General features: G+C 35.7%; 13 protein-coding genes. 10 read left to right on the forward strand and 3 right to left on the reverse strand.

The window, feature by feature from the left end; all coding sequences use genetic code 11:
• Window positions 1-153: 153 nt before the first annotated feature.
• The 5 genes from RUH74_RS14610 (at window position 154) to RUH74_RS14630 (ending at window position 5,398) form a co-directional block, all read left to right on the forward strand.
• On the forward strand, window positions 154-789 hold the full coding sequence (locus RUH74_RS14610; protein WP_313801210.1) for an FMN-dependent NADH-azoreductase: 636 nt from the start codon (window positions 154-156) through the stop codon (window positions 787-789).
• 155 nt (window positions 790-944) lie between these two features.
• On the forward strand, window positions 945-1,127 hold the full coding sequence (locus RUH74_RS14615; RefSeq protein ID WP_313801212.1) for a hypothetical protein: 183 nt from the start codon (window positions 945-947) through the stop codon (window positions 1,125-1,127).
• Between the two features lie 2 nt (window positions 1,128-1,129).
• Complete coding sequence (locus RUH74_RS14620; protein ID WP_313801214.1) at window positions 1,130-2,605, forward strand: sodium:solute symporter family protein; 1,476 nt, start codon at window positions 1,130-1,132, stop codon at window positions 2,603-2,605.
• A gap of 195 nt (window positions 2,606-2,800) precedes the next feature.
• Window positions 2,801-4,102 (forward strand): alkaline phosphatase family protein, encoded by a 1,302-nt coding sequence (locus RUH74_RS14625; RefSeq protein WP_396230051.1) that lies wholly within the window; start codon window positions 2,801-2,803, stop codon window positions 4,100-4,102.
• Between the two features lie 12 nt (window positions 4,103-4,114).
• The gene (locus tag RUH74_RS14630) at window positions 4,115-5,398 is read left to right on the forward strand and encodes an MFS transporter (RefSeq protein ID WP_313801216.1); all 1,284 of its coding nucleotides are present in this window, start codon (window positions 4,115-4,117) and stop codon (window positions 5,396-5,398) included.
• 130 nt (window positions 5,399-5,528) lie between these two features.
• On the opposite strand, the gene RUH74_RS14635 is transcribed toward RUH74_RS14630, so the two are convergent.
• Window positions 5,529-6,236, reverse strand: coding sequence for a class I SAM-dependent methyltransferase (locus RUH74_RS14635; RefSeq protein WP_313801218.1), 708 nt, complete (start codon window positions 6,234-6,236; stop codon window positions 5,529-5,531).
• 228 nt (window positions 6,237-6,464) lie between these two features.
• Here RUH74_RS14635 and RUH74_RS14640 point away from each other — a divergent pair, with 228 nt between their 5' ends.
• The 4 genes from RUH74_RS14640 (at window position 6,465) to RUH74_RS14655 (ending at window position 10,852) form a co-directional block, all read left to right on the forward strand.
• Entirely contained in the window at window positions 6,465-7,403 is a 939-nt protein-coding gene (locus RUH74_RS14640) for a COX15/CtaA family protein (protein WP_313801220.1), read from the forward strand.
• A gap of 186 nt (window positions 7,404-7,589) precedes the next feature.
• Window positions 7,590-8,357: an ABC transporter ATP-binding protein gene (locus RUH74_RS14645; protein WP_313801222.1), complete on the forward strand. Its 768-nt coding sequence runs from the start codon at window positions 7,590-7,592 to the stop codon at window positions 8,355-8,357.
• Window positions 8,344-10,281 carry an FtsX-like permease family protein gene (locus RUH74_RS14650; protein ID WP_313801224.1) on the forward strand — a complete coding sequence of 646 codons (1,938 nt, stop codon included), beginning with the start codon at window positions 8,344-8,346 and terminating at the stop codon, window positions 10,279-10,281. The genes RUH74_RS14645 and RUH74_RS14650 overlap by 14 nt, the downstream gene beginning before the upstream one ends.
• Before the next feature lie 13 nt (window positions 10,282-10,294).
• Entirely contained in the window at window positions 10,295-10,852 is a 558-nt protein-coding gene (locus RUH74_RS14655) for a class I SAM-dependent methyltransferase (protein WP_313801226.1), read from the forward strand.
• Between the two features lie 74 nt (window positions 10,853-10,926).
• On the opposite strand, the gene RUH74_RS14660 is transcribed toward RUH74_RS14655, so the two are convergent.
• Together RUH74_RS14660 and RUH74_RS14665 are read right to left on the reverse strand one after the other, a co-directional pair.
• Window positions 10,927-11,928 carry a sensor histidine kinase gene (locus tag RUH74_RS14660; protein ID WP_313801228.1) on the reverse strand — a complete coding sequence of 334 codons (1,002 nt, stop codon included), beginning with the start codon at window positions 11,926-11,928 and terminating at the stop codon, window positions 10,927-10,929.
• Window positions 11,925-12,599 (reverse strand): response regulator transcription factor, encoded by a 675-nt coding sequence (locus RUH74_RS14665; RefSeq protein WP_313801230.1) that lies wholly within the window; start codon window positions 12,597-12,599, stop codon window positions 11,925-11,927. Before RUH74_RS14665 ends, RUH74_RS14660 begins: the two co-directional genes overlap by 4 nt.
• Before the next feature lie 293 nt (window positions 12,600-12,892).
• Here RUH74_RS14665 and RUH74_RS14670 point away from each other — a divergent pair, with 293 nt between their 5' ends.
• Complete coding sequence (locus tag RUH74_RS14670) at window positions 12,893-13,336, forward strand: helical membrane plugin domain-containing protein (protein ID WP_313801232.1); 444 nt, start codon at window positions 12,893-12,895, stop codon at window positions 13,334-13,336.
• Window positions 13,337-13,346: the final 10 nt, after the last annotated feature.

A 13,346-nucleotide genomic window follows, 5' to 3' on the forward strand; every position in this document is an offset into this window, starting at 1 on the left:
ATTTTATAATTGGTTCACTTTTTTATGTGTAAAGGAAATGTCTTATCAGTTGACGGCGCGTAACTATTATTGTAGTATATCAATGTATCTTGAATTAAACATATTTTGTTTCGAGGTAAATAACATATAGTATAGTTAGGAGATAAGAATATAATGAATGTTTTAGTTGTTAAAGCTAATAATCGTCCTGCATCTGAGGGCATTTCAAGTAAAATGTATGAAGTTTTCATGGAGGAAGCGGGAAAAGTATCCGGTATTGAACTAAATACTTTTGATGTTTTCGCTGAAGATATGCCATATTTCGGCCAAGATTTCTTTAATGCCATGGGGAAAACTGCACAAGGTGAAGAATTAAATGATATCGAGCAACGTATTCTTGCTGCTTCAACAAAAGCCATGGATGCATTTATGGCAGCAGATACAGTAGTTTTTGCATTCCCATTATGGAATCAAACGATCCCAGCAGCACTACAAACTTTTATTGATTATATTTACCGCGCAGGTGTAACTTTTAAATATACTGAAAATGGACCAGTTGGATTAGTGCCTGAGAAAAAAGTGATCATTTTAAACGCACGTGGAGGAGATTATTCTACACCACAAATGGCGCCACTTGAAATGAGTGTAAATTATGTGAAACAAATTATGAACCTATTTGGGATTCAACAAATTGAAGACGTAATTATTGAAGGTCATAATCAATATCCTGACCGTGCAGAAGCAATTGTTTCTGAAGGCATGGAGCGAGTAAAAGCTGCAGCAGAAAAATTAGCATCTGTTCATGCATAAATCGTTTTTTTAAACAAAAAATAAAATAGCTCTAATTCCTATAAAGGAGTTGGGGCTATTTTTTATTTACACAAGTGTCTTTACACTTGTGTATTCTGGTGTATAATTAGTTTTGTTGATTTGCTATTATCGTTCGTATAGCTGGGGGTGAATATATGAAATCTGCTGAGTTAAAATGGGCATTGTTAATTCTTGTGATTGTTTTGCTAGGCTATATTCTTCCATACACTTTATTTACTAATGTAGCCGCATGGTATGGGAGTTTTTTAGTATGGACGCTATTGGCAATAGCCATTATAGGAATTAATTATTTGATATCGAGGAATTGGGGTGAGTAATTTTGAGTACGAATATGGTTTGGTGGACAATTGCTATTTATATCATTATTTCATTATTTGTTGCTTATTTATCAAGAAGTGGAAAACAAACGAATATGGCAAGCTATTTTCTTGGGGATCGTAAATTAGGGGGATTCGTATCCGCTTTAAGTTATAGTGCAACAACTTATAGTGCCTTTATGCTAGTTGGTTTAGCTGGATTAACTTATAAAGGCGGAGTTGGCGCATTTGGTTTTGAAATAATTTATTTTATGGGAGTATCATTAGTTGCCTTTTTCGGTCCAAGATTTTGGTTAGTTGGTAAGAAATATGGGTATGTGACACCATCAGAAATGTTAGGTGATCGTTATGATAATAAAAAAGTCGCAATGGTTGTTTCTATTTTCAGCTGTTTATTTCTTATCCCCTACAGTGCCGTTCAGCTTGCAGGAGTCGGTTATTTATTACAAGGAATGACGAATAATGCGATTCCTTTTACGACTGGGGTAATTATTGCAACCGTCCTTGCCATTGTTTTTTCTTATATTGCTGGAATTCGGTCAGTTGCTTGGACAGATTCTCTGCAATCCTTATTTATGATTATTTCGGCTACATTAGTAGTTATTCTGATTATAAAAGGGTTAGGCGGCTTAGGGTCATTTTTTCAAACACTTGAAACGAATCAGCCTGAATTCTTAACTGTTCCAGGAAACGGATTTTTTAGCTTTTTAACCTTTTTAGGATTAACGATTCCTTGGTTTTTCTTTAGTTTGTCTAATCCCCAAGTAAGTCAAAGGCTGTTTATGCCATCGTCAATGAAAAGTTTGAGAACGATGTTGATGGGCTTTTTAATTTTTGGTTTTGTTTATACGATTGTTTCTGTTGTATGGGGATTTTCTGCGTCAGTTATGTTTCCTGATTTAGCTAATGCTGATCTTGCAACACCAAAAATATTGTCATCTGAATTAGTTCCGCCGATTCTTGCGGTTATTGTTATGGTGGGTATTATGGCAGCGGCAATCTCAACGATTGATTCTATCTTACTTACACTTTCCTCTTTATTTGCCAGAGATGTATATGGATATATTAAAAAAGATTCAAGTGACAAAGGGCAGCTCCTTGTTGGGAAAATTGTTATACCAATCATTGCGATATTGGCCTATTTATTTGCCCAGATGAATGTAAGTTTAATTGCCGTGCTATCAGTTGCATCATCAGCTGGATTACTAGTAGCAGTTCCAGCAATAATTGGCGCCTTTTTTTGGAAAAGAGGAACAGCAGCTGGTGTGATGACAAGTGTAATTGTTAGTGGGGTGGTTGTGATTATTTTAGAATTAGCTAAAATCAAACCGCTTGGACTTGCATCAGGAATCTGGGGAATCGTCATTTCTTCTATCCTTTTTATTGGTGTTAGTTTACTTACGAAAGCGCCAGAGAAGAAAGCGGATGAATTTTTAACTTATCTAAAGACAGAATTAAAAAGAAGCAAAATTGTCTAATTGAATAAAACTATGAGCCTCCCTTAGATTTTTAAGGGGGGCTTATTTATGAGAAGAAACAGAGGTTTTAAATATTTACAAAAAATTCATAATAAATAAATTATATTTTCATATAACTCATTCCTATATAATGGTAAAATAAGTAGAAGAGTGTTCAAATGGAGGCTATTCATATTGACAGCATTAACTAAAAATATGATTGTTATATCTTTTGATTGTTTATCTGCACTTGATTTTCCGCTCATACATACACTGCCAAATTTTAAAAGGGTTTTTCAAAAAGGATCATTTTCAAAACGTGTGAAAACGATTTATCCTTCTGTTACATATCCCTGTCATGCAACGATTGTTACAGGGAATTACCCTAACCGTCATGGAGTAGTAAATAATACACGATTACAGCCAGGTATTGCTTCACCTGATTGGAATTGGTTTCGCAGAGCAATCAAAGGTACGACATTATACGATGAAGCGTACAAAGCTAACTTAACAACGGCTGCACTATTATGGCCAGTTACTGGAAAAGCGAAGAATATTCAATACAATTTGCCAGAAATATTTCCGAATCGTCCGTGGCAAAACCAAATTCTTGTTTCACTTATGAGTGGCACCCCATCGTATCAATGGGAGCTTAACAAGCGTTTTGGATATATACGGAAAGGGATCAATCAGCCTGAATTAGATGATTTTGTTTTAGAATCAGCTGTACATACAATTTTGACGAAAGAACCAAATTTACTTCTCGTTCATTTTACGGATTTAGATACAATGCGGCATAATTATGGAGTATATTCAAATGAAGCAACAAAGGCTATCCGCCGCCATGATATAAGACTTGGACGTATATTAGATGCCCTTATAGAAAACGGCAGCTATGAGGAAACAACGATTGTTATACTTGGGGATCATAGTGCATTAGATGTGAATAAAGCCGTTCATCTAAATGTAATTTTTCGGGAAAAGAACTTAATATCGGTTGACTTTAAAGGGAAAATAATCGAATGGAAAGCTTATTGCAATAGCTGTGACGGCTCAGCATACATATATTTAAAAAATCGTCATGACTTCGAAACAAAGGAAAAAGTGAAAGCCATACTAGAAGAATTAATTGCTGATCCTGACAACGGTATTGAACAAATCTTTACTGGGGAGGAGGCTGGTAATAGAGGGGCAGATCCCACATGTGCTTATATGGTCGAGGCAAGTCGTGGCTATTACTTTGTTGAGCCTTACGAGGGCGAGTATATAAAGCATGTGACGCAGAAAGATGTCTGGGAAAATAATAAGTATATGCTTGCCTGTCATGGGTATTCGCCAGAGAAGAAAGAATATTCTACGTTTTTCCTTGCCTCTGGAAAAGGAGTGCTTGCGAATGTGGAAATTCCTTTTATGAGACTCATTGATATCGGTCCTACATTAGCTAGATTGCTAGGGGTGGACTTAGGTCAAACAGATGGAGAAGTAATGGAGCAATTCTTGAAATTAGAGGACACCTAAGGAGGTTGTTTAATGAAGAAAATGTCGAAACCTGAACGCAGCTGGGTTCTTTATGATTGGGCAAATTCTGCCTATTCTATTGTTGTTGTAACTGCCATTTTTCCTTTATATTTTAAATCAGCTGCAACAGAGGCAGGAATTTCTGCCGCAACATCAACAGCCTATTGGGGATATGCGAATTCATTTGCTACATTAATTGTTTCCATATTGGCGCCAATTTTAGGAACGATAGCTGACTTTAAAGGGTTTAAGAAAAGGTTTTTTACCTTCTTTGCCTGTTTAGGAATTGTTTTTACATTAATATTGGCGGTTGTACCAACTGAACAGTGGCTAATTCTATTAATTTGCTTTGTGCTGACTTCGATTGGATTTGCAGGCGCTAATATCTTTTATGATGCTTTTCTTGTTGATGTAACAAGTGATGAACGAATGAATCGTATTTCTGCAAATGGATTTGCTCTTGGATATATCGGAAGCACCATTCCTTTTATATTATCTATTGCCATTATTATTTTAGCACAGCAGGGTGTTATCCCATTGTCTGTAGGAATTGCCAGCCAGATCGCTTTTGTTATTACAGCGTTATGGTGGGGACTATTCACAATGCCGATGCTGAGAAATGTCGAGCAAAAATACTATGAAGAACGAGTGACGAATCCTGTTTCTGCTAGTTTTAAGAAGCTGTTTAACACATTGAAAAACATTAAAGCCTATCGTGCGTTATTCTTGTTCTTATTAGCTTATTTCTTTTATATTGATGGGGTTCATACCATTTTTACGATGGCAACAGCCTATGGCTCTGACATCGGAATCGACTCAACGACATTATTAATTGTCTTATTTGTTACACAGGTAATAGCCGCGCCATTTACAGTGCTATTTGGCAAGCTTGGGCAAAGGTTTAATGAAAAAAGAACCATTATGGTTGGTATTCTTGTGTATATTTTTATTTGTATTTATGCTTACTTCCTGAAGACAGCTATTGATTTCTGGATTCTTGCTCTGCTTGTTGGAACAGTCCAAGGAGGAGTTCAAGCTCTAAGCCGTTCTTATTTCGCTAAGCTAGTACCGAAGGAATCATCGAATGAATTTTTTGGATTCTATAATATTTTTGGGAAATTCGCTGCGATTGCTGGTCCTGTCCTTGTTGGCGCTACCGCACAAATGACAGGAAATACGAACAGTGGGGTTTTTAGTCTCGTTCTTTTATTTGTAATCGGAGGGGTATTGCTCATGCGAGTTCCAAAGCATGGGGGGGTAACAACAGATCAATCTTTTTCAAGTACATCACACTAATACGAGAAAAAGCTGCAATCGACCATACGAATTGTAGCTTTTTTTCATTCCGAGTGTGCTGAACCCCTCCTTGTCCGTCTAGGGTGGACAATAATAGCGGAAATGTCCACGAGCGGTGCCAGGCACCGTATTATTTTTTGGCAGTAACAATGAGGGCAGGTGTATCAGCTGAGTAGGGGATGCTAGTAAAGTTCCCATATGTGTTAATTTCTTTAAATCCGCAGCTATCGAGCAATGGCAGCAGCTGGCTTGCTGTTGCAGGGTATAAAGAAATAGTATTGGATTGAGTTTTCCCCTCTATTGTCAAAGAAGTAGTGAAATGAATGTTCTCTCCTGCTATATCGTAGTGGCGCTGAAATTCAAAATGTTCGTTTCGAATGACAGGGAAGGAGAAATCTTTCTTTCCTAATACGCTTTCGAAATTTACTATTTGAAGTATAAATATTCCATTTCCATTTATCATTTTGAAGGCTACGTGAAAAAATTGATTGATCTCTTCCAAGTTTTTTAGGTGTGGAAGAGTGTTGCCAATGCAATAGATGCCGTCATAGGTTTCTTTTAGTTCATCTAACTGTTGCATGCCTTTAGTCTCAATAGTAAGGGAAAGAGTTTCGGCTAATGCCTTTATTCGGATCTCTTCAGCCATCCTTTCTTCAGGCTCAGTCGCAGTAACGATGAAGCCTTCTTTGGCAAGAGCAAGCGCCATATTCCCAGTTCCAGCACCAACATCTAAGATTTTCCTGCCATTACATAAATGAGTGGATAGAAAATGTTGTGTATTTTTATTTGTAGGAAAAATTTGATCATAATAGGTTGTCAATCCTTTATAAAATGACATCTAGTAATCATCCCTCTCTTTCTTCATTTTTTATCTATCTTAACTATACGAAAATAATGACAAAATGCTGTGATTGCGATCATAGCGAATGAACACTACTTTTATCGAAATCCCACTACTATTGGCGAATCGTGATTTTTGTGATTTATATCACCGTTTGGTTCATTTATCTCTATTAATATAGAATTAAAATTCTAAATTTTTAATAAAACGAGAGAGGTGTACTGTTTGAATCGTGCTCGATTGGCGTTATTTACTATTTTATTGACATATCTTTTGATTGTGTTTGGAGGGTTTGTTGCCTCTTCAGAGTCTGGTATGGGATGTGGCCCAGAATGGCCGTTGTGTAACGGAGCAGTGATCCCTAAATTGCAAGGTGATACTTTAATTGAATTTGCTCATAGAGTGATTGGTGCTATTCTAGGAATAGTGGCCATTATTTTATTCGTAAAGATCATCCGGTCACATGCTAATACAACCATTCGTTCAGTTGCATGGGGAATGCTTTTTTTATTAATAGTTCAAATTTTTCTTGGAGCTGTGGTTGTTATTCTTGATTTGCCTGCTATTGTCGTAACAGGACATTTATTAGTTGCGATGGTATTCCTTGCCAGCCTTATTTGGCTTTGGAGGAGTACGGGTCATATGGAATTACAGCATAAAATTCATCCGGTTTCTATTAATATTGAAAAGCGTAAACAAATCATCAATCATCTAAATATTGTCTTAGTCCTGTTGCTTTTAACTCTCGTATTTGGCGCCTATATTAAGCATGAATCTTATGGACTAGCTTGCGGATGGCTAACCTGTGGGGAATCACTTCTGCCAAATACATTACCAGGCATACTTCAGACAATTCATAGAGTATTAGCATTCATATCTACCATCTATCTTTTTCTAATCAGTTTTTGGTCGTTTTCAAAAAGATGGGGTGTGACTATGCAAAATCGCTTATCCATAGCAATATTAATCTTGCTGCTGCAACTGCTAGTAGGAGTATGGACGATCCTATCTTATCTAGACATCCCATGGGCTGTCTTGCATTTAGCACTTGGAACCGCGTTGTTTGGCTTTGTGTATGAAGCAAGGGTATTCGCAGGAATTCATATGCCTTTAACAAGAAAGCCAAGAATAGCTGTGAATGAACATAAGAAAAGTCAGATGTGAAAATAAACCTTTAAAAATGCTGACCCTGAAAAATGGGCCAGCCTTTTTTTTACATTAATCTTACAAAAATGTAAGCTTTCATGATCAATCGTAAGGATAAGTTATGGTTAACAATTCATTCGTCTTTTATAGTAGAGATATCAAATGAACAGAAAATGAAATTTTCATATAAAGGAGAAACAAAGAATGGTCGTACTAGAAGCAGCTGGAGTGAAAAAAGTATATGGAGAACGAGGAAATATCCACTTAGCATTAAATAGTATTGATTTGCAAATAGCAGCTGGAGAGTTTGTTGGTATTATGGGACCTTCAGGCGCTGGGAAATCTACATTATTAAATGTTCTTTCAACGATAGATTTACCTACTGGAGGCTACATAAAAATCAACGGTAAAAACATTATGAATCTCTCAGAGCATGAATTGGCTCGGTTTCGCAGGGAAGAGCTAGGCTTTATTTTTCAAGATTTTAACCTGCTAGATACATTAACAGCAAAGGAGAATATATCCTTGCCACTTGCACTTTCTAACATTTCTGCTAAGGAAATAGAAAAGCGTCTTGACCGAATCTCCAAGCTGCTCGAAATCGAAAAAATACTTAACAAATACCCTTATGAATTATCTGGCGGACAACAGCAGCGAACTGCTGCAGCACGAGCAATTATATCAAATCCAAGCTTGATTTTTGCTGATGAGCCAACAGGTGCACTTGATTCAAAGTCTGCATACAATCTGCTGCAAACTATATCACTATTAAATGAGAAAGAGGATGCAACCATCTTAATGGTTACACATGATGCGTATGCTGCAAGCTTTTGCAAGCGAGTGCTTTTTATAAAGGATGGGGTCATTTTCACTGAAATTTACAAAGGCGAGCAATCACGGAAGCAATTTTTTCAAGCGATTATTGATATCCTTGCAACGCTTGGGGGCGGTGGGCACCATGACTTTATATAACTTAGCAAAAAGGAATATTCTTCGGAATACAAAAATGTATTTGCTCTATCTTTATCCTATGGTATTTAGTGTAATCATATATTTCACATTTGCATCTTTGCAATATAATAAGCAAATAATTGATTCTTTAACGATATATGACAAAGTCGAACCAGCATTCCAAGCAGCTTCGATTCTATTATTTTTCTTTGCTGCTGCCTTCATTTGGTTTTCAAATGGTTTTTTTACTAGGAGTCGAAAGAAGGAGATAGCTCTCTATTCACTTTTTGGCATTGAAAAAAAGAAAATTGGCAAGCTGCTGTTCTATGAGAATATTATTCTTGGCTTAGGTTCTTTATTTATCGGCCTATTCTTAGGAATTCTCCTTTCCAAGCTGTTTGCCATGCTAATAATGAAATTAATGGGAATAGCAATTATTGCCAAGTTGTCACTTTCTATTCAAGCCATTTTGCAAACCGTGGTTAGTTTTTCCCTTATTATTGTAATCACATCTTTACATAATTTTCGCTTAATTTATCGGCATTCCTTATTACAGCTAATAAAGGCAGAAAAGAAAGGTGAGAAAAAGCCGAAGAAAATTTCATGGCTTGCTGCTCTTCTATCCATTCTTTTTATTGGAATGGGTTATACCATTATTTTGCAGCCGAGTGATGCCTTATTTTGGGACAACTACGGTTTTCAAGCAATCATTGGTTCCTTTCTCATGATGATCATTGGAACGAATTTATTTGTTCGTGCCTTTGTTATGTATATTCTTGAAAAAATGAAGCAAATAACAGCCGTTTATTATAAAGGAGTCAATTTAATTAGTATCACCCATCTTCTTCACAGAATTAAAGGGAATGTCCTTATCCTATCTGTTATTTCACTATTAAGTACATTTACTTTAATTTCATTTGGGACAACATTTAGCCTATATTCTAATATTCAAGAGATTTCGAAGAAAAATTTTCCGTATAGCATTATGTATACTGTACCAGATGAGGAAAAAAATACGGCAGTAGAAAAGTTAATTATGGAGAATGGGCAGCGGCAAATTGAGTTTTCCAAAAGGATAGAGTATCTGCAAATGGATGGAGACCTATCGGAAATTAGCAGGGTGCCAAATGAGTTTCCAGTTGTTTTGATACCAGAAACTGCTTACCACTTTCTTGCAGAAAAGTTAGAAAAAAAGGTTATTCCAATTAATGATGGGGAGGCCATTGCCTTTTATGATGGCAATTTAGATCAACGTACAGACCCGTTTACTGGAAAAAGCATTCCTCTCACAGATAGCCAAACTGTTACAATTGCAGCTTATGAAGATTATGCGTTATTAAATCTTGATATTTATGTTTTTCCAATAGTTATTACGGACTCTTTTTTTCAGCAGCTAAAAAATGATGGTTTATCAATGGAATTGCAATTGTATAGCTTGAAAAACGAAAAATCGATAAAAGAGCTAGATCAAAAGCTTATGAAGCTTTTCTATGTGGACCCTTATGCTGATTTTGCTACGAAAGGAGAAAAAATCTTTTCAAGCTTTTATCATAATTATCATAAGTTTATTCAAGTATATGGTCTGTTAATTTTTATTAGTGCGTTTTTAGGGTTTGTCTTCTTGCTGGCAGCAGGAAGTATGCTACATTATAAGCTTTTAACAGAGGCAACAACTGATCAGCCACGTTACAAAATATTAAAAAAAATCGGCATGAGCAAATCGCAGCTTCGAAGATTGATAGCTAAGCAATTGATAGTTATTTACCTGATTCCTCTCGTTATTGCGATATCTCATAGTTCGATTATCATTCTAGCTCTGTCTGCATTTCTTGGAATAAGCATGGTTACACCATTTTTGATTACAATTGGTTCCTATCTATTATTGTATTTGGTGTATTACTTTCTTACTCTTTCTAAATATACAAAAATTGCAAGTGAAGGGTGAGGAGAAAGATGTTTTGGAAATTTCTCAATCATTATTATTTTTAAGAAAGTTCTTTCATAAACCAAAACAGATCGGAAGTATTTGGCCAAGCTCTTCTTTTTTGGCAAAGAGGATGGTACGGGATGTTCCGTGGGACAGGATTCATTCGATTGCAGAGCTTGGCTCCGGTACTGGGGCAATTACTTCAGTTATTCAAACTAGAACTTTAGATTCAGCTAACGTTTTTTTATTTGAAAAAGATAAAAGAATGAAGGATATGCTTCAACAAGAGTTTCCTACCTTCAAGTGCTATGCAAATGCTTTAAGTTTAACAGAGGCAATAAAAGAAGAAGGGCTTACTCAATTAGATTGTATTATTAGCGGGCTGCCGTTTTTCAATTTTCCAAAAGAGTTACGAAGCGCATTACTTGATCAAATAGTAGAAGCGTTAAGACCTGGTGGATATTTTATTGCTTTTCAATACTCTTTACAAATGAGGAAGGAGCTTTCAAATTCCTTTATCATTGAAAAAATTAATTTCGTCCCTATTAACATGCCGCCCGCATTTGTCTATATTTGCCGCAAACAATAATCACCTTCTTGTTTATCTATAGAGCAGTGTTTGAGATAAAATAGAATAAAAAATTAGCATCGGGATTCCCGATGCTAATTTTTTATTCTGTATAATGAATCCTCTGTACTGGGAAAGAACAGAACAACTTCAGTGAATTGATCTTTTTCTGAATAGATTTCCAAGTGATGTCCGAGCTTTTCGGTTGTCTTTTTTGTTAAGTAAAGTCCCATCCCTGTTGATGAATGAAACTGCCGCCCATTTTTTCCAGTAAACCCCTTCTCAAAAACACGTGGAAGATCCTCTTTCGCAATACCAATACCATTATCCTTTATTCGAAGTGTCCTTTTTAAGGGATCAATATGAATGGAGATAGCTCCATTAGATGCGGTATATTTCAAAGAGTTAGATAATAACTGATTCAAAATAAAGAGTATCCCTTTTTTGTCTGTAAGTATTTCAAACCTTTGTAAATTAAGGTTGATGTGGATTTTTCGTGCTATAAATGTTTTTATATGAAGTTTAATGGCTTCTTTAACAATACGTTCGAGGTCGACTTCTTGTATGAAATAGTCTTTATGAAAATCATTTAATCTAGAAAAATAAAGAGCTTGTTCAATAAAATGCTCAATCTTATCCATTTCCTCAGCTAGGCTCTCCATGGTACCGCCAGTTTCATAGATCATGCGGCTAACAGCAATAGGTGTCTTAATTTCATGGAACCAGGAAGTCATGTATTCCTGCCATTCTTTACGTTCATGCTCCATTATTTCAAGCTTTTTTATATGTTTGTCCTGCAGTGTTTTCATGAGTTGAAGATATGTGTTCTCGATATCATTTATTGAATCAGGGAAGGGGGTATATGCATCTAATTCACTTCGCCGTTGCAATTCACGATAGAAAGCTTTTTTGCGGAAAAAATCAAAACAACCGTATAGAACAAAAATAAGAATAGATATTCCCTCAATATAAAGCAGGCTTGAAATATGAATTTGATAAACAGGATCTAGTATCGTAATGAGCGTAAAAAAGATCATTAGGGCAGTGAACATAAGAACAAGCCATTTTTGTGAACGTAAATAGCCTATAAAGTTCATTGCAATAAATATCCTTGTCTTTTTTTAGTTACGATTGCATGGAAGAGTCCAATCGCTTCTAACTTTTTTCGAAGGCGGTTTATATTTACCGTCAATGTGTTATCGTCGATAAATTGTTCATCCTCCCAAAGCGCTCTCATCATTTCATCCCTTGAAACGATCTGACCGCTTTTTTTTATGAGCAGATATAGAATGTGATATTCATTTCTAGTTAATGAGGTCTCTGCATCTTGATAGGCTGCTACACTGTTGCTTAGATTTAAAACAAGATCACCGGCTGATATCGTTAACCGTTCGTTTGGATGATTTTGGCTTGCTCTTCGATAAATGGCATTCATTTTAGCAACAAGAACCTCTAAAGAAAATGGCTTATGAATAAAATCATCTCCACCCATGTTCATTGCCATCACAATGTCCATATTTTCTGTTCGAGAGGATATAAAAATAACTGGCACACTCGATATTCGCCTAATTTTACCGCACCAATAAAAGCCGTCAAAGCTTGGCAGATTAATATCTAGTAAAATTAAATCTGGCATATTATCAGCTACTTGTTCATCAATTCTTTCAAAATCACTGAGTAGGAGAGGCATGAAATTCCACTTCTCTATATACTCAGCAATCATTGATCTTAGTTTGAAATCATCTTCAATTATCATAACTTTTATCATAGAAATCGCACCTTTTTCTTTGTTGTCAATATAATTATACACGATTAGGAGGTCTTTCCAATGATGAGAGCCCCTGTAGTCATTTTTTACTATATTAAGTTATTACTAATGTTAATATTTTTAAATATGTATTTGAAATTCTTAAAAGATAGGAGTATAGTAGTTAAGGGGTAACTGATAGGAAGCATGCAAGTGAATTTTTTTTGAACCTTTTTGTGAAAAAACACACAAGTCACAATTTCCTTTCAGTTTATTATTTTCAAAATATTTTTAGATGCAAAGGGGAATAGAAAATGACAGCTACGCTTACTCAAACAAAGCCAGAACAAGAACATTTCGACATGTCATCCAATCGTGAAAGACAAGATATCCTTGATCAGCTGTTAAAACCAGAAGTTCAAGAATCCTTAACAGCATTAGTTGATCAATTGCCAAAACTAACTGAACTTCTCAATGTATTGAATAAGTCTTATGACTTTGCTCAATCAGTTGCAACTGATGATGTATTAAAGAATGATACTGTTGGGGCTATTAAAGAAATCGTTGATCCTGTTAAAAACTCTGTGAAAAGTATTGCTGCAACTGCCATTGAAGCAAAGGATCGTGCAGAAGCAAGCCATGAAGTGATCGGTCTTTTTGGTCTATTAAAAATGATTAAAGACCCACAAGCACAAAAACTTTTCCGTTTTATAACAGCATATCTTGAAATTTCTTCAGAACGCAGCAGCCAAAAATAATTCTTTCTAT

Origin of the sequence: Cytobacillus sp., assembly GCF_032154635.1 — a bacterium.
Taxonomy (GTDB): Bacteria; Bacillota; Bacilli; order Bacillales; family Cytobacillaceae; genus Cytobacillus.